This window comes from Pseudomonas sp. NIBRBAC000502773 (assembly GCF_006517195.1).
Taxonomy (GTDB): Bacteria; Pseudomonadota; Gammaproteobacteria; order Pseudomonadales; family Pseudomonadaceae; genus Aquipseudomonas; species Aquipseudomonas marginalis.
Window position 1 is genome coordinate 3,349,368 of sequence record NZ_CP041189.1, and the last position, 21,188, is coordinate 3,370,555.

Annotated in this window: 22 protein-coding genes; 12 read left to right on the forward strand and 10 right to left on the reverse strand. The window is 61.2% G+C overall.

Features of this window, described 5'->3' with window-relative positions; translation table 11 throughout:
• Nucleotides 1-38 precede the first annotated feature (38 nt).
• Nucleotides 39-1,586, forward strand: a complete 1,548-nt coding sequence (locus tag NIBR502773_RS15585) for a SulP family inorganic anion transporter (RefSeq protein WP_141156386.1) — start codon at nt 39-41, stop codon at nt 1,584-1,586.
• Between the two features lie 67 nt (nt 1,587-1,653).
• Here NIBR502773_RS15585 and NIBR502773_RS15590 read toward each other — a convergent pair whose 3' ends face one another.
• Complete coding sequence (locus NIBR502773_RS15590; RefSeq protein WP_027608050.1) at nt 1,654-2,301, reverse strand: hypothetical protein; 648 nt, start codon at nt 2,299-2,301, stop codon at nt 1,654-1,656.
• A 367-nt stretch (nt 2,302-2,668) separates the two neighbouring features.
• Here NIBR502773_RS15590 and coxB point away from each other — a divergent pair, with 367 nt between their 5' ends.
• The 4 genes from coxB to NIBR502773_RS15610 are packed head-to-tail and all read left to right on the forward strand — an operon-like array spanning nt 2,669 to nt 6,940.
• Nucleotides 2,669-3,796: a cytochrome c oxidase subunit II gene (gene coxB, locus NIBR502773_RS15595; RefSeq protein WP_141156387.1), complete on the forward strand. Its 1,128-nt coding sequence runs from the start codon at nt 2,669-2,671 to the stop codon at nt 3,794-3,796.
• A 58-nt stretch (nt 3,797-3,854) separates the two neighbouring features.
• Entirely contained in the window at nt 3,855-5,444 is a 1,590-nt protein-coding gene (ctaD, locus tag NIBR502773_RS15600) for a cytochrome c oxidase subunit I (protein WP_024072609.1), read from the forward strand.
• A gap of 21 nt (nt 5,445-5,465) precedes the next feature.
• Nucleotides 5,466-6,017, forward strand: a complete 552-nt coding sequence (locus NIBR502773_RS15605; protein WP_065937874.1) for a cytochrome c oxidase assembly protein — start codon at nt 5,466-5,468, stop codon at nt 6,015-6,017.
• 35 nt (nt 6,018-6,052) lie between these two features.
• Nucleotides 6,053-6,940, forward strand: coding sequence for a cytochrome c oxidase subunit 3 (locus NIBR502773_RS15610; protein ID WP_027608047.1), 888 nt, complete (start codon nt 6,053-6,055; stop codon nt 6,938-6,940).
• A gap of 6 nt (nt 6,941-6,946) precedes the next feature.
• On the opposite strand, the gene NIBR502773_RS15615 is transcribed toward NIBR502773_RS15610, so the two are convergent.
• Nucleotides 6,947-7,150: a twin transmembrane helix small protein gene (locus NIBR502773_RS15615; protein WP_016978774.1), complete on the reverse strand. Its 204-nt coding sequence runs from the start codon at nt 7,148-7,150 to the stop codon at nt 6,947-6,949.
• Nucleotides 7,151-7,195: 45 nt separating this feature from the next.
• Here NIBR502773_RS15615 and NIBR502773_RS15620 point away from each other — a divergent pair, with 45 nt between their 5' ends.
• From NIBR502773_RS15620 to NIBR502773_RS15640, 5 genes are read left to right on the forward strand one after another with little or no spacing between them, the layout of a single operon-like run.
• Nucleotides 7,196-7,960: an SURF1 family protein gene (locus NIBR502773_RS15620; RefSeq protein ID WP_141156388.1), complete on the forward strand. Its 765-nt coding sequence runs from the start codon at nt 7,196-7,198 to the stop codon at nt 7,958-7,960.
• Complete coding sequence (locus NIBR502773_RS15625) at nt 7,926-8,510, forward strand: hypothetical protein (RefSeq protein WP_141156389.1); 585 nt, start codon at nt 7,926-7,928, stop codon at nt 8,508-8,510. The genes NIBR502773_RS15620 and NIBR502773_RS15625 overlap by 35 nt, the downstream gene beginning before the upstream one ends.
• A gap of 10 nt (nt 8,511-8,520) precedes the next feature.
• Nucleotides 8,521-9,600, forward strand: coding sequence for a heme A synthase (locus NIBR502773_RS15630; protein ID WP_065937871.1), 1,080 nt, complete (start codon nt 8,521-8,523; stop codon nt 9,598-9,600).
• Nucleotides 9,588-10,487 (forward strand): heme o synthase, encoded by a 900-nt coding sequence (gene cyoE, locus NIBR502773_RS15635; protein WP_027608043.1) that lies wholly within the window; start codon nt 9,588-9,590, stop codon nt 10,485-10,487. Before NIBR502773_RS15630 ends, cyoE begins: the two co-directional genes overlap by 13 nt.
• Nucleotides 10,484-11,119 carry an SCO family protein gene (locus NIBR502773_RS15640; RefSeq protein ID WP_065937870.1) on the forward strand — a complete coding sequence of 212 codons (636 nt, stop codon included), beginning with the start codon at nt 10,484-10,486 and terminating at the stop codon, nt 11,117-11,119. Before cyoE ends, NIBR502773_RS15640 begins: the two co-directional genes overlap by 4 nt.
• A gap of 143 nt (nt 11,120-11,262) precedes the next feature.
• Here NIBR502773_RS15640 and NIBR502773_RS15645 read toward each other — a convergent pair whose 3' ends face one another.
• From NIBR502773_RS15645 to NIBR502773_RS15655, 3 genes are read right to left on the reverse strand one after another with little or no spacing between them, the layout of a single operon-like run.
• The gene (locus NIBR502773_RS15645; protein WP_141156390.1) at nt 11,263-12,036 is read right to left on the reverse strand and encodes a MetQ/NlpA family ABC transporter substrate-binding protein; all 774 of its coding nucleotides are present in this window, start codon (nt 12,034-12,036) and stop codon (nt 11,263-11,265) included.
• Between the two features lie 51 nt (nt 12,037-12,087).
• Nucleotides 12,088-12,762 carry a methionine ABC transporter permease gene (locus NIBR502773_RS15650; RefSeq protein ID WP_065926851.1) on the reverse strand — a complete coding sequence of 225 codons (675 nt, stop codon included), beginning with the start codon at nt 12,760-12,762 and terminating at the stop codon, nt 12,088-12,090.
• A complete protein-coding gene (locus NIBR502773_RS15655) occupies nt 12,762-13,769 on the reverse strand; it encodes a methionine ABC transporter ATP-binding protein (RefSeq protein ID WP_027608039.1) in 1,008 nt (335 codons plus the stop codon). The genes NIBR502773_RS15650 and NIBR502773_RS15655 overlap by 1 nt, the downstream gene beginning before the upstream one ends.
• Before the next feature lie 265 nt (nt 13,770-14,034).
• On the opposite strand from NIBR502773_RS15655, the gene katE reads away from it, so the two are divergent.
• Nucleotides 14,035-16,176 (forward strand): catalase HPII, encoded by a 2,142-nt coding sequence (gene katE / locus NIBR502773_RS15660; protein WP_141156391.1) that lies wholly within the window; start codon nt 14,035-14,037, stop codon nt 16,174-16,176.
• Nucleotides 16,177-16,273: 97 nt separating this feature from the next.
• On the opposite strand, the gene NIBR502773_RS15665 is transcribed toward katE, so the two are convergent.
• The 4 genes from NIBR502773_RS15665 to zur are packed head-to-tail and all read right to left on the reverse strand — an operon-like array spanning nt 16,274 to nt 19,079.
• On the reverse strand, nt 16,274-16,993 hold the full coding sequence (locus tag NIBR502773_RS15665) for a PA5502 family lipoprotein (RefSeq protein ID WP_141156392.1): 720 nt from the start codon (nt 16,991-16,993) through the stop codon (nt 16,274-16,276).
• Between the two features lie 37 nt (nt 16,994-17,030).
• On the reverse strand, nt 17,031-17,819 hold the full coding sequence (gene znuB, locus NIBR502773_RS15670; RefSeq protein ID WP_141156393.1) for a zinc ABC transporter permease subunit ZnuB: 789 nt from the start codon (nt 17,817-17,819) through the stop codon (nt 17,031-17,033).
• Nucleotides 17,812-18,597, reverse strand: coding sequence for a zinc ABC transporter ATP-binding protein ZnuC (znuC, locus tag NIBR502773_RS15675; protein WP_115488295.1), 786 nt, complete (start codon nt 18,595-18,597; stop codon nt 17,812-17,814). Before znuC ends, znuB begins: the two co-directional genes overlap by 8 nt.
• Nucleotides 18,597-19,079, reverse strand: a complete 483-nt coding sequence (gene zur, locus NIBR502773_RS15680; RefSeq protein WP_026136513.1) for a zinc uptake transcriptional repressor Zur — start codon at nt 19,077-19,079, stop codon at nt 18,597-18,599. Before zur ends, znuC begins: the two co-directional genes overlap by 1 nt.
• A 58-nt stretch (nt 19,080-19,137) precedes the next feature.
• On the opposite strand from zur, the gene NIBR502773_RS15685 reads away from it, so the two are divergent.
• Nucleotides 19,138-20,067 (forward strand): zinc ABC transporter substrate-binding protein, encoded by a 930-nt coding sequence (locus NIBR502773_RS15685; RefSeq protein WP_092356040.1) that lies wholly within the window; start codon nt 19,138-19,140, stop codon nt 20,065-20,067.
• 129 nt (nt 20,068-20,196) lie between these two features.
• On the opposite strand, the gene NIBR502773_RS15690 is transcribed toward NIBR502773_RS15685, so the two are convergent.
• Entirely contained in the window at nt 20,197-21,150 is a 954-nt protein-coding gene (locus NIBR502773_RS15690) for a homoserine kinase (RefSeq protein ID WP_115488294.1), read from the reverse strand.
• Nucleotides 21,151-21,188: the final 38 nt, after the last annotated feature.

Sequence of the window (21,188 nt, forward strand, 5' to 3'; positions counted from 1 at the left end):
GCTTTGCCGCGCCCGGCGAATACCTCGGGAGAGCCATCATGCGTGCTGCTCAATTGAAAGCTGTATTGCCACGGGAGCTGCTCGCCTCTGTGGTTGTGTTTCTGGTTGCCCTGCCCCTGTGCATGGGGATCGCCATCGCGTCCGGCATGCCGCCGGCCAAGGGCCTCATCACCGGGATTATCGGTGGCCTGGTGGTGGGCTGGTTGGCGGGTTCGCCGCTGCAGGTCAGCGGCCCGGCAGCGGGTCTGGCAGTCTTGGTGTTCGAGCTGGTGCGCCAGCATGGGATGCTGATGCTCGGGCCGATCCTGCTGCTGGCCGGCTTCTTGCAGCTGGTGGCCGGGCGCCTGCGCTTGGGTTGCTGGTTCCGCGTCACGGCGCCGGCGGTGGTGTACGGGATGCTGGCGGGGATCGGCGTATTGATTGTGCTATCGCAGATCCATGTGATGCTCGACGGCGCGCCCAAGCCCTCAGGGCTGGATAACTTGGCGGGCTTCCCCGCCGCGCTGGTGGAGGCGATTCCTACCTTGGGCGGTGGCCTGGGTTGGCAGGCCGGCTTGCTCGGTTTGTCGACGATGCTGGTGATGTACCTGTGGGATAAATTCCGTCCGCAAACCCTGCGTTTCGTGCCCGGAGCCCTGTTGGGCGTGGGCCTGGCAACGGTGGCCAGCCTAGTGCTGGCGTTGCAGGTCAAGCGTGTGGAAGTCCCGGAGAACCTCGCCGACGCCATCGATTGGCTGCGTCCCAGCGACCTGTTGAACCTGGCTGACCCTCAGTTGTTGATCGCTGCGTTTGCGGTGGCGTTTATCGCCAGTGCCGAAACCCTGCTCTCTGCGGCAGCGGTCGACCGCATGCACAGCGGCCAGCGTTCCGATTTCGATAAGGAATTGTCCGCCCAAGGCGTGGGCAACATGCTGTGCGGCCTGGTCGGTGCCCTGCCGATGACCGGTGTGATCGTGCGCAGCTCGGCCAACGTGCAGGCCGGTGCCACCACGCGGTTGTCAGCGATGTTCCATGGCGTATGGCTGTTGGGGTTCGTACTGTTGCTGTCGAGCGTGCTGCAAAGCATTCCTGTGGCAAGCCTGGCGGGTGTGTTGGTGTACACCGGGATCAAGCTGGTGGACATCAAGGCCTTCAAGGCCCTCGGTCGTTATGGGCGTATGCCGATGTTTACCTACGCGGCCACCGCGTTGGCGATCATTTTCACCGACCTGCTGACCGGTGTGCTGGTGGGCTTCGGGCTCACACTGGTCAAGCTGGCGCTCAAGGCCTCACGCCTGAAAGTCAGTCTGATCGACCTGCCCCCGGAGGGGGAAATGGAGCTGCGTTTGACTGGTGCGGCGACTTTCCTGAAAGTGCCGGCGTTGACCCGGGTGCTGGCGACAGTGCCTCCGGGCACGACTGTGCACGTACCGCTGAGTAACCTGAGTTATATCGACCATTCCTGCCTGGAGTTGCTGGAGGAGTGGGGCCGGGCGAATGCGGCCAAGGGCTCGAAGCTGGTGATCGAAGCGCGTGGGTTGAAGCGCAGGCTCGAAGGCCGGGTCAGGATGACGACAGGGATCGGCTCGGCGCCCTCAGTCGGCTGAGAAGTCGGATCAACATGTGGGAGGGGGCAAGCCCCCTCCCACATTCGTTCTCTGTGTAATTTAGGATTTAAGCTGGCTGGTCCAGCGCCAATTCAACCCCCAGCTGGCGGGACAGGCACGGCCAGCGCTTCCACGCGGCTTCCGTTGCCGGGCTTTTCAGCTGTTCGCGATATGCTTCGACAGATTCCAGTGCAAAGCTGTCTTCGTTGAGCATTTCATCCACCGCATGATGAACGGCTTCATCCAGCTGGTTGGCGAATGCTTCGCCGATCAACTGATGGGCAATCACGTTGGCCACGGTGGTATCTGCCGGAATCAGCGGCTGGCCAAAGTGTTTGATGTACAAATCGTTGACCTCTTCCACCAGGCGATGGGCCAGGTAAGCCTCGTCCAGCAGACCGTCGAGCCCTTCATGGCCGGCCAGGATGGCGGGGGGTTGCAGGAAGAAATGCTCGGCGATTTTCAGCACTGGCTTGATCTGGCTTTCGATGCCGGCCTCGCGGGCCACGTCGTTGGCGGCGTCCAGCAGGTCCGGCACGAGATCGATGTAGGCCGTGACGAAACGGGTCATGACAATGTTGCGATCACCATCAGCCAGGGAAATGGCCGAATGCAGGTGCGGCAATTGCTCTTCCAGCTGCTTGGCCAACTGGCCAGTGCTGGATTCGTGTTGATGGGCACGGGAAATCTGCTCGCGCAATGCGGCGGTGTTCATGAAGGCTCCAGTGAAGCAGGTGTAGGAATAGGGACAGCATAAGGTAGCTCGTTTATACGAGCGCCTAAGACGCATTTGTCATAATTATTTCATGGTTATGCACAGGCGTTATATCGAATTGCCATCGTTGGTCGGATAAACGATTCCGCACCCGGTTTTATTAGGCCTGGCCACTCATTTTTGCTCATTTGCCCCTACACATTGCGGGGTTGCAGAGCGTGTCTATACTCGGGTTTGTACGCGATTAGCTGATGACGCCAGACTGCATAAGCAGGTAAGGCTAAGCGGTTGTAAGCAGTATGGAAGCCGCTCCCTTCGACGCAGGTGCAAACCGGCGGGATAACAAGAACGATAAGGGGAACCCGCAATGACGCGACATCCACATGTTTGGATGGGCCTCCTGTTGTGGTCGGTATTCGGCCAGGCGCACGCCGCCTGGACAACGAATATGGCACCAGGGGCAACTGAAGTCAGTCACGCTGTGTTCGACCTGCACATGACCATTTTCTGGATCTGTGTAGTGATCGGCATTGTCGTTTTTGGCGCGATGTTCTGGTCGATGATCCTTCATCGCCGCTCTACGGGCCAGGTCGCGGCCAAATTCCACGAAAGCACCACCGTGGAAATCCTCTGGACCGTGGTGCCCTTGCTGATCCTGGTCGCGATGGCCATTCCGGCGACCAAGACCTTGATCAATATCTACGACAGCACCGAGTCGGATATCGATATCCAGGTCACCGGCTATCAGTGGAAGTGGCATTACAAATACCTGGGCCAGGACGTGGAGTTCTTCAGCAACCTGGCCACGCCCGCCGAGCAGATCCGTAACCAGGCCACCAAAGGCGAACATTACCTGCTGGAAGTCGACCAGCCGCTGGTGCTGCCGGTGGGCGCCAAGGTGCGCTTCCTGGTGACCGCCGCCGACGTGATCCACTCCTGGTGGGTGCCGGCCTTTGCGGTCAAGCGTGACGCCATCCCGGGGTTCGTCAACGAGGCCTGGACCCGCGTCGAGAAGCCCGGCATCTACCGTGGCCAATGCGCCGAACTGTGTGGCAAGGACCACGGTTTCATGCCCATCGTGGTCGAGGTCAAGTCCAAGGCCGACTACGACACCTGGCTCGGCGAGCGTAAGGCAGAGGCCGCCAAGCTCAAGGAGCTGACCTCCAAGGAGTGGACACTGGAAGAGCTGGTGGCACGTGGTGACAAGGTCTATCACACCACCTGCGTGGCCTGTCACCAGGCCGAAGGCCAGGGCCTGCCGCCGATGTTCCCGGCCCTCAAGGGTTCTAAAATCGCCACCGGGCCCAAGGAAGGTCACCTGAGCCTCGTCTACCACGGCAAGCCCGGTACGGCGATGGCCGCATTCGGCAAACAGCTCTCGGAAGTGGATATCGCCGCCGTGGTGACCTACGAGCGCAACGCCTGGGGTAACAACAAGGGCGACATGGTCACGCCTAAAGACGTGCTGGCCATCAAGCAGGCGGAAAGCAAATGACTTCATTCATTGCGTATACCCCGAACCGCCCCGCCCACTCGCTTGCAGGAGAACGGCCATGAGCGCTGTGATCGATGACCATGGCCACGCCGGTGACCATGCCCACGGCCCCGCCAAAGGCTTGATGCGCTGGGTACTGACCACCAACCATAAGGACATCGGCACGATGTACCTGTGGTTCGCGTTCACCATGTTCCTGCTCGGCGGCTCGTTCGCCATGGTGATCCGTGCCGAGCTGTTCCAGCCTGGCCTGCAGATCGTCGAGCCGGCTTTTTTCAACCAGATGACCACCATGCACGGCCTGATCATGGTGTTTGGTGCGGTAATGCCGGCGTTTGTCGGCCTGGCCAACTGGATGATTCCGCTGATGATCGGCGCGCCGGACATGGCCTTGCCGCGCATGAACAACTTCAGCTTCTGGCTGCTGCCGGCGGCGTTCCTGCTGCTGGTTTCGACCCTGTTCACGCCCGGTGGCGGGCCGAATTTCGGCTGGACGTTCTACGCCCCGCTCTCCACCACCTACGCGCCGGAAAGCGTGACGTTCTTCATCTTCGCCATCCACTTGATGGGCATCAGCTCGATCATGGGTGCGATCAACGTGGTTGCCACCATCCTCAACCTGCGTGCGCCCGGCATGACCTTGATGAAAATGCCGCTGTTCGTCTGGACCTGGCTGATCACCGCCTTCCTGCTGATCGCGGTGATGCCGGTGCTGGCCGGCTGCGTGACCATGATGCTGATGGACATCCACTTCGGCACCAGCTTCTTCAGTGCGGCCGGTGGCGGTGATCCGGTGCTGTTCCAGCATGTGTTCTGGTTCTTCGGCCACCCCGAGGTGTACATCATGATCCTGCCGGCGTTTGGCGCCGTCAGTTCGATTATCCCGACCTTCTCGCGCAAGCCATTGTTCGGCTACACGTCGATGGTCTACGCCACGGCGAGCATCGCGTTCCTCTCGTTTATCGTGTGGGCGCACCATATGTTCGTGGTGGGCATTCCATTGGTCGGCGAGTTGTTCTTCATGTACGCCACGTTGCTGATTGCGGTGCCCACCGGTGTGAAGGTGTTCAACTGGGTCAGCACCATGTGGCAAGGCTCGCTGACCTTCGAGACGCCGATGCTGTTTGCCGTGGCGTTCGTGATCCTGTTCACCATCGGCGGCTTCTCCGGATTGATGCTGGCGATTGCCCCGGCGGACTTCCAGTACCACGACACCTATTTTGTGGTGGCGCACTTCCATTACGTACTGGTGCCTGGTGCGATCTTCGGCATCTTCGCCTCGGCCTACTACTGGCTGCCGAAATGGACCGGCCACATGTACGACGAAACCCTGGGCAAGCTGCATTTCTGGCTGTCTTTCGTGGGCATGAACATGGCGTTCTTCCCGATGCACTTCGTGGGACTGGCCGGCATGCCGCGTCGCGTGCCGGACTACAACCTGCAGTTCGCCGACTTCAATATGGTCTCGTCGATTGGCGCGTTCATGTTTGGCGCCACGCAGATCTTCTTCCTGTTTATCGTGATCAAGTGCATCCGTGGCGGCCCGCCCGCGCCGGCCAAGCCGTGGGATGGTGCCGAAGGCCTGGAGTGGAGCGTGCCCTCGCCCGCGCCGTACCACACCTTCACCACACCACCGGAGGTCAAATGAACAGGGTGAGCGGAGGTGGCCATGGCTGACTCCGTGCCCCTCAAGCGCCTGGTTACCCGCCTGCTGATCCTGGTGCTAGCGATGTTCGCCTTCGGCTTTGCCCTGGTGCCGATCTACGACGTGATGTGCAAGGCATTCGGCATCAACGGCAAGACGGCCGGGCAGTACGAAGGCGAACAGGTCGTCGACCTCACGCGCCAGGTACGGGTGCAGTTCCTGTCCACCAATGCCATCGACATGGTCTGGGAGTTTCATTCCAAGGCTGATGAGGTGGTGGTCAACCCCGGCGCAGTCACCGAGATGCTGTTCGTGGCCTACAACCCCACTGACAAGCCGATGACCGCCCAGGCGGTGCCGAGCATTTCCCCTGCCGAAGCGGCGATGTATTTCCACAAGACCGAATGCTTTTGCTTCACCCAGCAAGTGCTGCAGCCAGGCCAGCGCATCGAGATGCCGGTGCGTTTTATTGTCGACCGTGACATGCCCAAGGATGTGAAGCATTTGACCCTGGCGTACACGCTGTTTGATATCACTGCGCGCCAACCGCCCGTGGCTGTCCGTACCGGCGGCTAGCTACTGTTTGCCCGCTCAATCAGGAGAGCGAATACATGTCGACTCATGATACGTACTACGTACCAGCGCAAAGCAAATGGCCGATAATTGCCACGATTGGCATGCTGGTCACCGTGTATGGCCTGGCCGTGTGGTTCAACGACCTGAAGGCGGCACGCCCGGAATCCCACGGGCCGTGGATCTTTTTCGTCGGAGGGCTGTTGCTGGCCTACATGCTGTTTGGCTGGTTCGGTGCAGTGATCAAGGAAAGCCGCGCCGGTTTGTACAGCGCCCAGATGGACCGCTCGTTTCGCTGGGGCATGACCTGGTTTATTTTTTCCGAGGTGATGTTCTTCATCGCGTTTTTCGGAGCGCTGTTCTACGTGCGCCATTTGTCCGGCCCCGCGTTGGCCGGCGAAGGCCCCAAAGGTATTGCGCACATGCTGTGGCCGAACTTCGAGTTTGCCTGGCCGTTGCTCAACAACCCGGACCCGAAGCTCTATCCCGCGCCGGAGGGCACCATCAGCCCGTGGGGCTTGCCGTTGGTGAACACCATCCTGCTGGTGAGTTCCAGCGTGACCATCACCATTGCCCACCACGCCTTGCGCAAGGGACATCGCGGCGCGCTGAAGATCTGGCTGGCGATCACCGTCTTGCTGGGCCTGGCATTCCTCGGGTTCCAGGCCGAGGAATACATCCACGCCTATAAAGAGCTGGGCCTGACCTTGGGTTCGGGGGTGTACGGCGCGACGTTCTTTATGCTCACGGGCTTCCACGGTGCTCACGTGACCATCGGCACCATCATTTTGTTTGTGATGCTGATGCGCATCCTGCGCGGGCATTTCAATGCCGAGCATCAGTTCGGTTTCGAGGCGGCCAGTTGGTATTGGCACTTCGTGGATGTGGTGTGGATCGGGCTGTTTTTCTTCGTCTATGTGCTGTGAGGCGACTTACCAGGGCGCATGAGATACCAGCTGGCCGCTGAAAAATCCCCAGGCGATCAACGCCACGGTGATCACGGCCAGTACCACACGCACGGTCAAGGCCGTGACGAGGCGGTTGGAGTTGCCCTCGTCCTTGACCAGGAAGAACAGGCCACTGAACAGGCTCACGACGGTCGCGATCAGCATCAGGGCAATGGCTGCTTTGAGCATGGTCTGGTTCCTGGCGTTGGTGGGCATCAAGGGGATGGGCGGGCAATGAAAACAAGTATAGCCAGCGCCATGAAACGCTTTCGTCCAGGTATCGCACCAACCGTGGTGGTGATGATTCTGCTGCCTTTGATGGTGGGCTTGGGCGTCTGGCAGCTGTCGCGCGGCCATGAGAAACAGTTGCTGGTGGACAGCTATGCCGAACGCCGCGCCGCTGAGCCGATCAGCAGTGTGCAACTCGGTGATATGGCGGACCCGGCCTTTCGCCGCGTGCATCTGCGCGGGCAATTCGATGCCGAGCACAGCGTATTGCTGGATAACCGCATGCGCGACGGCAAGGCAGGTGTCGAGCTGCTGCAACCCTTTCATGACCAGGCCAGCGGCCTGTGGTTATTGCTCAATCGGGGCTGGTTGCCGTGGCCGGATCGGCGCACCCCGCCCGTCTTCACTACTCCCGCTCAGCCCTTGAATCTCGACGCCTGGGTGTATGTCGCGCCCGGCGAAACCTTCCAGCTGCATGCGGACCCCACGACCGCGCAATGGCCGCGCCTGTTGACCGCGTTGCACCCCGCCGCGCTGTGGGCTGAGCTGGGCCGCAACGGTTTCGCCTACGAACTGCGCGCCGAAGCCGGCCCCGGCACGTACGAAACCACCTGGCCCATCGTTGCGATGGGGCCGGAAAAACACCTGGCCTACGCGGTGCAGTGGTTCGCCATGTCCCTGGCGCTACTGGCTCTTTACCTCTACCTCGGATGGCACACCACAAAGGAGAAGCCCCATGGGAACGGCCACGAATCCACTCAACATGTCTGAGGTACCTGATCGGCGCAAAGGCCGCTGGCAGTTGATGCTGATCCTGCTGATGGTGATCGGTCCGATGGTGCTGGCCACCCTCATGTACAAACTGCAGTTCTGGGTGCCGGACAGTCGCAGCTACCACGGAGAAATGATCGGTAACGGTCAGACCCGCGCCGATATTGGCGTGCAGGCCGATGAACAGCGCTGGCAGTTGCTGGTCACCGCGCCTGCCGCCTGCGCCGCCGATTGCCGGCAACTGGTGTACCTCGCGCGCCAGTTGCAGATCGGCCTGGGGCGCGACGCTTCACGCGCCAGCCATGCCTTGGCCAGTGCGCAACCGGTCGCTGCCGACTATGACACCAAGCTCAAGGCCGAATACCCGCAATTGCAGCGCTACTCGCTGGACCTCTCGACCTTCACCAAAAACGCCGCCGCGCCGGGCGCTGCGCAACTGTGGATCGTCGACCCCCACGGCAACCTGGTGCTGCGCTACGACGCCAAGGTCAAGGGCAAGGACTTGCTCAATGACCTGCGCCACCTGTTGAAACTGTCGAACATCGGATAAGGGCATCGTCATGGCCAAACCTGGATTTCGCCTCGCGTTGTTTGCCTCTCTGCTGGCGTTGATCGTCGTGCTGCTTGGCGCCTACACCCGCCTGACCCACGCCGGCCTCGGTTGCCCGGACTGGCCGGGCTGCTACGGCTTTATCAGCGTGCCGCAAAGCGAGGCCCAGCTGGCCCATGCCGAATTGCATTTTCCCGATACGCCGGTGGAGGCTGACAAGGGCTGGGCGGAGATGACCCATCGCTATTTCGCCGGCACCCTGGGCCTGTTGATTGTGCTGTTGGCGGCGCGTTCGTGGAGCCATCGGCGTGATCCGGGCCAGCCAGTGAAACTGCCGTTGTTTCTGTTGATGGTGGTGTTCGCCCAGGCCGCGTTTGGCATGTGGACGGTGACCTTGAAGCTGTGGCCCCAGGTGGTGACGGGGCATTTGTTGGGCGGCTTTGCGACCTTGAGCCTGCTGTTTCTGCTGACCCTGCGCTTGTCTGGGGTGTTGCCCGCGTTGATCGTGCCCAGGCGCCTGCAATATTGGGCCACGGCCGGCCTGGTGCTGGTGATCGGTCAGATCGCCTTGGGCGGCTGGGTCAGTTCCAACTACGCAGCGGTGGCCTGTATCGATTTGCCCACCTGCCATGGTCAGTGGTGGCCTGCGGCGGACTTCGCCAACGGCTTTCACCTGACCCAGCACATCGGGCCCAATTACCTTGGCGGCCAGCTCGACAGCGACGCGCGCACCGCCATCCACCTGACCCACCGCATCGGTGCGGTGCTGGTCACCCTGGTGCTTGCGGGGCTGGCCTGGCAGCTGCGTGCGGTGGGTATGACGCGGCTCGCGGGCCTGCTGTTGATTGCCCTGGCGGCACAAATCAGCCTGGGCCTGAGCAACGTGTATTTCCACCTGCCGCTGCCGGTTGCGGTCGGCCATAACGCCGGCGGTGCGGCGCTGTTATTGACCCTGGTGCTGGTCAATTACCACGCCCGCACCAGTCTGGTCCGGGTGCGTCACCAGTTGCCGTTCGGCTGGCGCTTCAGCCCGCGCAAACGCGTATCGGGCCTCATCACCCTTAAAGGAGAGATGCCATGGCGACCTTGATCGGCGCGCGCCACAGCCAGGCGATCTGGCGCGATTACCTGGAGCTGACCAAGCCGAAAGTGGTGGTGCTGATGCTCATCACCTCCCTGGTCGGCATGTTCCTCGCGACCCGCGCCGGCGTGCCGTGGGCGGTACTGATTTTCGGCAACCTGGGAATAGCCCTGTGTGCCGGTGGCGCGGCGGCGGTGAACCATGTGGTGGACCGGCGGATTGATGCAGTGATGGCTCGCACTCATAAGCGGCCGTTGGCGGAGGGGCGTGTGTCGCCGGTGGCGGCGCTGGCCTTTGCTTTGTTTCTAGCCGTTGCAGGATTGGCCTTGTTGCTGGCGTTTACCAACCCCCTGGCGGCATGGCTGACGCTGGCTTCGCTGCTCGGTTATGCGGTGGTCTACACCGGTTTTCTCAAGCGTGCGACGCCACAAAATATTGTCATCGGAGGCCTGGCCGGTGCCGCGCCACCGCTGTTGGGCTGGGTCGCCGTTACCGGCCATGTCAGCGCCGAGCCCTTGTTGCTGGTGCTGATCATCTTCGCCTGGACGCCGCCGCACTTCTGGGCCCTGGCCATTCACCGCAAGGAGGAATACGCCAAGGCCGATATCCCAATGCTGCCTGTCACCCACGGCGAGCACTACACCAAGGTGCATATCCTGCTCTATACCTTCGCCCTGTTGGCGGTGAGCCTGATGCCCTATGTGATCCACATGAGCGGCCCGCTCTACCTGGCCTGTGCGCTGGTTTTGGGCGGACGCTTTCTGCAATGGGCCTGGGTGCTGTACCGTGGCGCTCAGCCGCACGCGGCGATCAACACCTTCAAGTACTCTATCTGGTACCTGTTCCTGCTGTTTATCGCCCTGCTCGTAGACCACTACTTACTGTTGAACCTATGACTCGAACTCAAAAAACCGTCTTTATCCTGGTGGCCATCGTCGCGTTGATCATGGGCCTGACCGTTAACAAAGTGCTCTCGGGCAAGGGCCAGGGCGACCCTACGGCATTGATTGATGCCGGTATCATCCTGCTGCCGCAAAGCCGCCAGCTGCCGCCGGTGAGCATGACCAACCAGGAAGGCCAGCCGGTGCTGGTCAACGAGTTGAAAGGCAAGTGGAGCCTGCTGTTCTTCGGCTACACCTTCTGCCCCGACATCTGCCCGACCACCCTCGCCCAACTGCGCCAGATCAAGAGCGAGTTGCCTAAGGAGGCTGTGGATAAGTTGCAGGTAATCCTGGTCAGCGTCGACCCGAACCGCGACACCCCGACCCAGCTCAAGCAGTACCTGGGCTACTTCGACCCACAATTTCAAGGCCTCACCGGCGCGAACGTGGAGGATGTGCAGAAGGTCTCGAATGCCGTGAGCATCCCGTTCATCCCGGCAGACACCAGCAAGCCCAACTACACCGTCGACCACAGCGGCAACCTCGCGCTGATCGGTCCGGATGGTACCCAGCGCGGCTTTATCCGTGCGCCGTTGAACAACCAGAAGCTGGTGGCGCAACTGCCGGGGCTGTTGCAGCGCAAGTAACAGGCAATGCCCAACACATGTGGGAGGGGGCTTGCCCCGATGGCGGCAGATCAGTCAGCTCATGCAGCGACTGATACTCCGCAATCGGGGGCAAGCCCCCTCCCACATTTTTTGATCTCCAGCGTGTTGGAGACCGAGTCTGATCAGAACGCCGGCAGGATCGCGCCTTTGTACTTCTCTTGGATGAATTGCTTCACCTCAGGGGTGTGCAGGGCTGCAATCAGCTTTTTCATCGCGTCCGAATCCTGGTTGTCTTCGCGGCTCACGAGGATGTTCACGTAAGGCGAGTCATTGCCTTCGATCACCAGGGCGTCCTTGGACGGGTCCAGCTTGGCTTCCAGCGCATAGTTGGTGTTGATCAGCGCCAGGTCGACCTGGGTCAGCACGCGCGGCAGGGTGGCGGCTTCCAGTTCGCGGAATTTCAGGTTTTTCGGGTTTTCGGTGATGTCCTTGATGGTCGACAGGATGTTGGTCGAGTCCTTCAATTTGATCAAACCGGCTTTAGCCAGCAGCAACAGCGCACGGCCACCGTTGGTGGCGTCGTTCGGGATCACCACGTTGGCGCCGTCAGGCAGGTCTTCCAGTTTTTTGTACTTGCTGGAGTAAGCGCCCAGAGGCTCCAGGTGCACAGCGCCGACGCTCACCAGGTGAGTGCCTTTGGCTTTGTTGAATTCATCCAGGTACGGCTGGTGCTGGAAGAAGTTCGCGTCCAGGCGCTTTTCCGCTACCTGGACGTTGGGCTGTACGTAATCGGTGAAGACTTTGACTTGCAGGTCCACGCCTTCTTTGGCGAGGGCAGGCTTCACGAATTCCAGGATTTCCGCGTGGGGCACCGGCGAGGCAGCGACTTTCAGGGTCTCGGCGGCATGGGCGGAAAACGCGGCAACGGCGGCGAAAGCAACCAGTAGTTTTTTCATCCAACAAGCTCCTTGTTCGGGCATGTGCCGGCTTTTGACCGGCAATGGCCGTTATTTTCGAGAAAAGTGCACCACCAGCTTGTCGCCGACGGTTTGCAGAATTTGCACCAGGATCAACAGCATTACCACGGTGACCACCATCACATCGGTCTGGAAGCGCTGGTAACCGAAACGGATCGCCAGGTCACCCAGGCCGCCGGCGCCGACGACACCGGCCATGGCCGTGTAGGACACCAGGGTAATCGCCGTCACCGTTATCGCCGCGAAGATGCCGGGGCGTGCTTCGGGCAGCAGCGCGTTGATGATGATCTGGCGGGTGCTGGCGCCCATGGACTGGGTGGCCTCGATGATGCCGCGGTCCACTTCACGCAAGGCGGTTTCCACCAGGCGGGCGAAGAATGGCGTGGCCCCTACGACCAGCGGCGGGATCGCCCCCGCTACGCCCAGGGATGTACCGGTGATCAGCACGGTGAACGGGATCATCACGATCAGCAGGATGATGAACGGCAGCGAGCGCAGGATGTTCACGACCAGCGACAGCAGTGCGTACAGGCCTTTTTGCTCGAACAACTGGCGTGGGCTGGTCAGGAACAACAGCACGCCCAAAGGCAGGCCCAATACCACGGTGAAGAACAGCGAACCGAACAGCATGATCATGGTGTCGCCGGTGGCGAGCCAGATTTCGGACCAGTCGATATTGGCGAAGAAACTCAAGAAAACGTCCATCAGCGCAGCACCTCCATGTGGACGTCTGCGGCGGTAAAGCGGGCAAAGGCCGCTTCCATGTCACCGCCGGTGACTGCAAGGGTCAGTTGCCCGTAGGGGATGTCTTTGATGCGGTCGATGCGGCCGGCGAGGATGCTGTAGTCCACCCCCGTTTCCCGGGCGACGGTGCCCAGCAATGGCGCGTAGGTCGCTTCACCCTGGAATGTCAGCCGTACGATGCGACCCGGTACATGGGCGAAGTCATCGCGCTGCTCGCCTTCATCGACCTGCTCGGCTTCCTGCACGAAGCGCTTGGTGGTCGGGTGCTTGGGGTGCAGGAACACGTCGGCCACCGAGCCTTGCTCGACGATCACGCCGGCGTCCATCACGGCTACCTGGTCACACACGCGGCGGATCACATCCATTTCATGGGTGATCAGCACGATGGTCAGTTTCAACTCGCGATTGATCTCGGCCAGCAGTTGCAGGACCGAGGCGGTGGTTTGCGGGTCGAGGGCACTGGTGGCCTCGTCGCACAGCAGGATTTTCGGCTTGGTCGCCAGGGCGCGGGCAATGCCGACGCGCTGCTTCTGGCCACCGGACAACTGCGCCGGGTACTTCCTGGCGTGGTCCGACAGGCCGACGCGGGCGAGTAGCTCGGCGACGCGTTGGTCGATGTCCTTGCGCGACAATTCGCCGGCCAGGGTCAGTGGCAGGGCCACGTTGTCGGCAACGGTCTTGGACGCCAGCAGGTTGAAGTGCTGGAAGATCATCCCGACCTGCTGGCGGAAACGGCGCAGGCCGTTGGCGTCCAGGGCGGTGACTTCTTCGCCGTCCACCGTGATCTGGCCGCCGCTGGGCTCTTCCAGGCGGTTGATCAGGCGCAGTAGCGTGCTTTTACCTGCACCCGAGTGGCCGATCAGGCCAAACACCTGGCCGTTTTCGACGCGCAGGCTGGTGGGGTACAGCGCGGGAATATCCTTACCGGCGACGCGGTAGGTTTTATGGACGTTTTGAAACTCGATCACGTAGCGAACCTTGTGGGGCGCATTGAAAAGGGATCAGCGGTTAGCCGGGCGCGCATTTTAGCCTGTCCGTATAGCGTTTCTTAGCATTTATTTCGCATTCAACCAGTGATTTGGCAATAACGCGATCAAAGGTCATAAAAAAGGAACGGCAGAAAACCGTGTCAGTCACTACTTAAGCAACTCGATTTCCCAGGTGCCGTGCCTGGGGTTTTGCTCAAACGAGCCGGGGACCGCTCTGGCCACTTTGAATAAGGAGTTTTGACTGATGAGTACCAAGAAGCCAGCCACCCCGTCGAAGAGTGAACTTGCAGGCACCGACACCCTTGACCGTGGCAACACCAACGCCAAGCTGCAAGCCCTGGAGGAATTCCGTTCCGATGCGACCGGCCAGGCCCTGCGTACCAACCAAGGCGTGAAGATTTCCGACAACCAGAACACCTTGAAAGTCGGCGCCCGCGGCCCCTCGCTGCTGGAAGACTTCATCATGCGTGAAAAAATCACGCACTTTGACCATGAGCGTATCCCCGAGCGCATCGTGCATGCCCGGGGCACCGGCGCCCATGGCTATTTCCAGACCTATGAAAACCATTCCGCGCTGAGCAAGGCGGGTTTCCTGCGTAACCCCGAGCATAAAACCCCGGTGTTCGTGCGTTTCTCCACCGTGCAGGGCCCGCGTGGCTCGGGCGATACGGTGCGTGACGTGCGCGGTTTCGCGGTGAAGTTCTTCACCGACGAGGGCAACTTCGACCTGGTCGGCAACAACATGCCGGTGTTTTTCATTCAGGATGCGATCAAGTTTCCCGACTTCGTGCATGCGGTAAAACCTGAGCCGCACAACGAAATTCCTACCGGCGGCTCGGCTCACGATACGTTCTGGGATTTTGTTTCGTTGCAGCCGGAGTCGGCGCACATGGTGATCTGGGCGATGTCTGACCGCGCCATTCCAAAAAGCCTGCGTGCCATGCAGGGGTTTGGCATTCACACCTTCCGCTTGATCAATACCGAAGGTAAGTCCAGCTTTGTGAAGTTCCACTGGCACCCGAAGGTCGGCACCTGCTCCCTGGTGTGGGACGAAGCGCAAAAGCTGGCCGGTAAAGATACCGATTACCACCGTCGTGATCTGTGGGAAGCGATTGAAAGCGGCGACTACCCTGAGTGGGAGTTGGGTGTGCAGATCGTTGCGGAAGAAGACGAGCATAAGTTCGACTTTGACCTGCTCGATCCGACCAAGATCATCCCCGAGGAACTGGTGCCGATCACGCCGCTGGGCAAGATGGTGCTGAACCGCAACCCGGATAACTTCTTTGCCGAAGTCGAGCAGGTCGCGTTTTGCCCGGGCCATATCGTGCCGGGTATCGACTTCACCAACGACCCGTTGCTGCAAGGTCGTCTGTTTTCCTACACGGACACGCAGATCAGCCGCCTCGGTGGGCCGAACTTCCATGAGCTGCCGATCAACCGGCCGGTAGTACCTTTCCACAACGGCCAGCGCGACGCCCAGCATCGCACCGTGATCGACAAGGGCCGTGCTGCTTACGAGCCGAACTCGATCGATGGCGGCTGGCCGAAAGAAACGCCACCGGCTGCCCAGGATGGCGGTTTCGAAACCTATTACGAGCGCGTCGATGCCAATAAGGTACGTGAGCGCAGTGAGTCGTTTGGCGACCACTTCTCCCAGGCTGCGCTGTTTTTCCACAGCATGAGCCACCACGAGAAAGAGCACATCATCGCGGCCTACAGCTTCGAGTTGGGCAAGGTGGAGCGCGAGTTTATCCGCGCGCGGCAGGTCAACGAGATTCTGGCCAATATCGATCTGGAACTGGCCAAGCGCGTGGCGCAGAACCTTGGTCTGCCGGCGCCGACCAAAGGCACGGTAGCGCCGCGTGAGTCTTCGCTGAAAGAGTCGCCGGCATTGAGCCAGGTGAACCTGCTGTCCGGCGATATCAAGACGCGCAAAGTCGCGATTCTCGCGGCTGACGGTGTGGATGGCGCGGCAATCGATGCGCTTAAAAAAGCACTGGCGGCAGAAGGTGCCCATGCCAAGTTGCTGGGGCCGACCTCGGCGCCGGTGAAGACGGCGGATGGCAAGCGCCTGCCGGTGGATGCGTCGATGGAAGGCATGCCGTCGATTGCGTTTGACGCCGTGTTTATTCCAGGCGGAAAAGAGTCGGTGAAAGCACTGAGCGGTGATGGTGTGGCATTGCATTACGTTCTGGAAGCCTACAAACACCTGAAGGCGATTGCGGTTGCCAGTGACGTGAAGCCACTGCTGGATCTGCTGAAGCTGGAGACGGATGCGGGGTTGATCGTGGGTTCGGATGCGAAAGCGTTCAAGGCGTTTTTTGCCGCGATTGCACAGCATCGGGTTTGGGATCGTGAGCCGAAGGCTAAGGCGATTCCGGCTTAAGTTATTGGTTGCTTGTTAGATCGCTATCGGGGGCAAGCCCCTCTCACAATTGAATGTATTCACAATTCAAACGTGAGAGGGGCTTGCCCCCGATGCGTCATTCCTCCTTACGCGGAGTCAGCACAACCTGCGCCGGAATATGCTTAAGAATCTGCCGGTGAATCTTCAGGTCATACCCTGAATCAATGCGCTTCACCCGTTTGGCCAGCAACGTGGCCAGCCACGGGTAGTCCTGGGTGCGCGGCGCCTGGATCGTCACATCGCACTGGTAATTCACCACGTCGGTGGCAATCGCATCCAGTTGATGGCGCAGCGCTTCAATATCAGTAAGGTTCAGCGCCACGGTGGTGCTTGGCGCGGCCGGGTCGATGACTTTGGCGGCGGGCTTGGCTTCGGCGGCCTTGAGGGCCTCTTCGGCTTTATCCAGCTCGACTTTACGGGCGTGGGTGATCGCGCTGTTGACGCCACCGGTCAGCGCCGGTGCCTTGGGCATCAGCGCGCGGGCACGGCTCAGGGCGGTGGCGGCGGCGTTTACGTCGCCTTTTTGCAGCACGATCTGGCTGCGCTGCAAGTAAGCCTCGGCCAATTGACGTTGGTAGGGTTCCAGCGTCGGGTCATTGGGCGACTGGGCCTGCAGCGAGGCCAGTTGGTCTTCGGCGGTGGCCAGCTCACTGCTGGCCAGGTTTTGCTCCAGCTGCGCGATGGCCGCAGCACGCGGATCCGGGGCCTCTGGGGCGGCGGGCGGTGTGCTTTGACAGGCGCCCAGCAGCAGGGAAAACGCGGCAAGGAGCAGATAACGGGAGGTGAACAGCTTCATTCCTGCGACTCTCTATTTGCGCAAAAAGCGAGCAAGTCTACACCCCTCGACGGGGCAGGACAAAACTCAGCAGAAACAGGGCGGCCGCCGTGACTACGATCGACGGTCCGGCCGGCGTGTCCTTGAACCATGACAACGCCAGGCCCCCACACACTGCCAGCATCCCCAACAGGCTGGCACCGATTGCCATCTGCTCCGGCGAGCGGGCGTGGCGCTGGGCGGCGGCGGCGGGAATGATCAACAGCGATGTGATCAACAATACGCCGACAATCTTCATCGCGACAGCGATCACCACGGCAATCAGCAGCATCAGGGCCATGCGCAACGCGGATACGGGCAAGCCTTCGACCCTGGCCAGTTCTTCATGCACCGTGATGGCCAGCAGTGGGCGCCACAGGGCGACCAACAGCACCAATACTGTGGCGCTGCCGCCGAGAATCCAGGCAAGATCGGTGGGGCTGATCGCCAGCAGGTCGCCGAACAGATAGGCCATCAGGTCGATGCGCACTTCATGCATAAAGCTCAGCACCACCAGGCCCAGGGACAGCGTGCTCGGCGCCAGGATGCCCAGCAGGGTGTCCGAGGCCAGTGGCTGGCGCTGTTGCAGGGTCACCAGCAGTACCGCCAGCAGCAGGCAGCCCACGGTCACGGCGATGGTCGGACTCACATCCAGCAGGAAGCCCATGGCCACGCCCAGCAGCGCGGCGTGGGACAAGGTGTCGCCAAAGTACGCCATGCGCCGCCAGACCACGAACGAGCCCAGTGGGCCCGCCACCAGCGCCAGAGCCAAGCCTGCCAGCAGGGCGTAAAGCAGAAAATCAGCCATGCTTGCAGCTATCTCCATGAACGTGGGGGTGGGGCGTCGCGGGATCGTCAACGACAGCGCCATGCAGGTCATGGGCGTGATCGTGATGGTGGTGATAGATCGCCAGGCTCTGGGCGTTCTTGCCGAACAGCTCGACGAACGCCGGGTCGCTGCTGACTTGTTCCGGGTGGCCGGAGCAGCACACGTGGCGGTTGAGGCATACCACCTGGTCGGTGGTGCTCATCACCAGGTGCAAGTCATGGGAGACCATCAGCACGCCGCAGCCATGACGGTCGCGCAGGCGGGTAATCAGGCTGTACAGCTCGGCCTGGCCGGCGACGTCGACGCCCTGCACGGGTTCATCCAGCACCAGCAACTCGGGCTCGCGCAACAGGGCACGGGCCAGCAGCACGCGCTGCATTTCGCCGCCGGAGATGCTTTGCACCGGGCTGTCGATGACCTGCTCGGCGCCGACCTCCTTCAGGGCCGCCTGCGCGCGGGCGCGGTCCACACCGGGCACCAGGCGCAAAAACCGCAGTACGGACAAGGGCAAGGTTGGATCAACGTGCAGCTTTTGCGGCATGTAGCCCACGCGCAGCCTTGGCTTGCGCCACACGCTGCCGGTGTCGGGCTTGAGCAAGCCGAGTACGGCGCGCACCAGGGTGGTCTTGCCGGCGCCATTGGGGCCGATCAGGGTGACGATCTGCCCCGGTTCGACGCTCAACGCGATGTTATCCAGCACGTTTTGCCCGGCAAACGTGACGCCGACCTGCTCCAGGCGAATTAACGCATTGCTCATCAAGCCCCCTGGCAGCCCGAGCACAGGCCGACCACTTCGACCGTCTGTCCTTCGACCCGGAAACCTACGTCGGCGGAGCTCTTGATGATGGCGTCGCTGATGCTCTTTTGTTCAAGCTCGATGGCGGCGTGGCACTCGCGGCAGATCAGGAACTGGCCCTGATGCGCGTGTTCCGGGTGGTTGCAGCCGACAAAGGCGTTGAGCGAGGCAATGCGGTGCACCAGGCCGTTTTCCAGCAGGAAATCCAGCGCGCGGTACACGGTCGGTGGCGCGGCGCGGCGGCCGTCCTGCTCGCTGAGCACGCCCAGGATGTCGTAGGCACCCAGGGGCTTGTGGCTCTGCCAGACGAGTTCCAGCACCCGGCGACGCAGGGCGGTCAGGCGCAAGCCTTTCTGTGCGCACAGGGTGTCGGCCTCCGACAGCGCGGTATGCACGCAGTGAGAGTGGTCGTGTGGACGGCTGGCAAGCGGTGTTTTAGGCATGAGCGGCGACAGATATTTGATAGAGACGTTATTATGTTACCCGTTCCTACGTCATTGAGTGGTCATCGTGTCCCGACTTTTTCCCGTTTTTGTCGTATTTGTCACCAGTTTGTTCCTCGCTGGGGCCGCTCAGGCCGAGGTCAAGGTGCTCACGAGCATCAAGCCATTGCAGTTGATTGCCGCTGCCGTGCAGGACGGTGTGGCGGTTCCGGAGGTATTGCTGCCGCCGGGTGCATCGCCCCATAACTTTGCCTTGCGCCCATCCGACGTACGGCGTGTGCAGTCGGTCGATCTGCTGTATTGGATCGGGCCGGACATGGAGGGCTTCCTGCCTCGCGTGCTCAAGGGGCGTACCGCACCGACCGTAGCGGTTCAAGACCTGCCGGGGATGAAATTGCGTCGGTTCGCCGAAGATAGCCATTCCCACGCCGACGATGCCGACGAACATGACCATGATCACCGCCCGGGGAGCCTGGATGCACACCTGTGGCTGTCCACGGTGAACGCTCGGGTGATCGCAGCGCGTATGGCCGCTGACCTCAGTGCTGCCGACCCCGTGAACGCCGCGCGTTATCAGAGCAATGCCAAGGCTTTCGACGAGCGCCTTGATGCACTGGATGCGCGCCTGAAAAAACGCCTGGCGAGCATCGGTGACAAACCTTACTTCGTGTTCCACGAAGCCTTTGATTACTTTGAAGACGCCTACGGGCTCAAGCACACTGGCGTGTTCAGCGTTGCTGCCGAAGTGCAGCCTGGCGCCCAGCATGTGGCGGCGATGCGTACGCGTTTGCAGGAAGTGGGCAAGACCTGTGTGTTCAGTGAGCCGCCGTTGCGTCCGCGTCTGGCCGAAACCTTGGTGGCAGGTTTGCCGGTGAAGCTGGCGGAATTGGATGCGCTGGGCGGCTACACCCCCGCCACGGCCCAGGGTTATGAGCAGGTGCTGGAGAAGTTGGGGAACGACTTGGCAGGGTGCCTGGAGTCGTTATAAGCCGCAGCGCAGATCAAATGTGGGAGGGGGCTTGCTCCCGATACCAGAGTGTCAGTCAGTGCATAAGTTGACTGATCTACCGCTATCGGGAGCAAGCCCTCTCCCACATTTTTTTGCCCGCCTGAACCGTTAAAGGGCGAACGGCAGGTGGACAGTAACGTCTTGGCGTTGCGCCAGCCGATGCTCGAACTCGGCGGGATCGTGGATCAACACATCCTGCCCGGCAAACGATTCAGCGGCGATCAGGCGCGACAGCCAGAACCGCACGCACGCCACCCGCAACATGGTTGGCCATAGCTCGGCCTCCTTGGCCGTGAACGGCCGCAGGCCGGCGTAGGCACCCAGCAGCGCTCGGGCGCGCGGGCCATCAATCACGCCATCGGCGTGTGAACACCAGTCATTCAGGGCGATCGCCACGTCGTACAGCATCGGCCCGGAGCAAGCGTTGTAGAAGTCGATCAAGCCCGTCAGGTGCGTGCCTTCGAACATCGCGTTGTCACGGAACAGGTCGGCGTGCACGTTGGCCCGCGGCAGGGCGAGGATCTCGGCCTTATGGGTTTCGATTTCAGTCAATGCTGCTTGCAGCAGGCTTTGCTGCGCATCGTCCAGGTGCGAAATCAGCTGCGCACCTTCGCTGAGCATCCAGTCCAGCCCGCGATCGGTCTTGCGCTCCAGCACTTTCTCGCCTTGTGTCGCCAGGTGCAGATGGCCGAGCAGGTCGCCGACCTGGGCGCAATGCTGTGGGTTGGCGTCCTTGATGTGTTTGCCGGCCAGGCGTGGTTGCAGCAGGGCTGGTTTGCCTTTCAGTTCGCGCAATGCAACGCCATCGGTGGTGCGCAGGGCGTAGGGCACCGGCAGGTCGGCGTCGTGGAGCACGTCGAGCAGTTCGATGAAGAACGGCATTTCCTGCACGGGGCCGCGCTCAACCAGGGTCAGGACGTACTCGCCCTGTTCCAGGCTGATAAAGAAATTGGTGTTTTCGCTACCAGCGGCAATCCCCTGGAAGTCAAGCAGGCGGCCGAGCCCGTAGGGGGCGAGAAAGGTTTCCAGCTCGGGCCGAGCCAGGGGGGTGAACACAGACATGGTTAAAACTGCCAGTACGGGCGCCGCAGTGGGCGGCG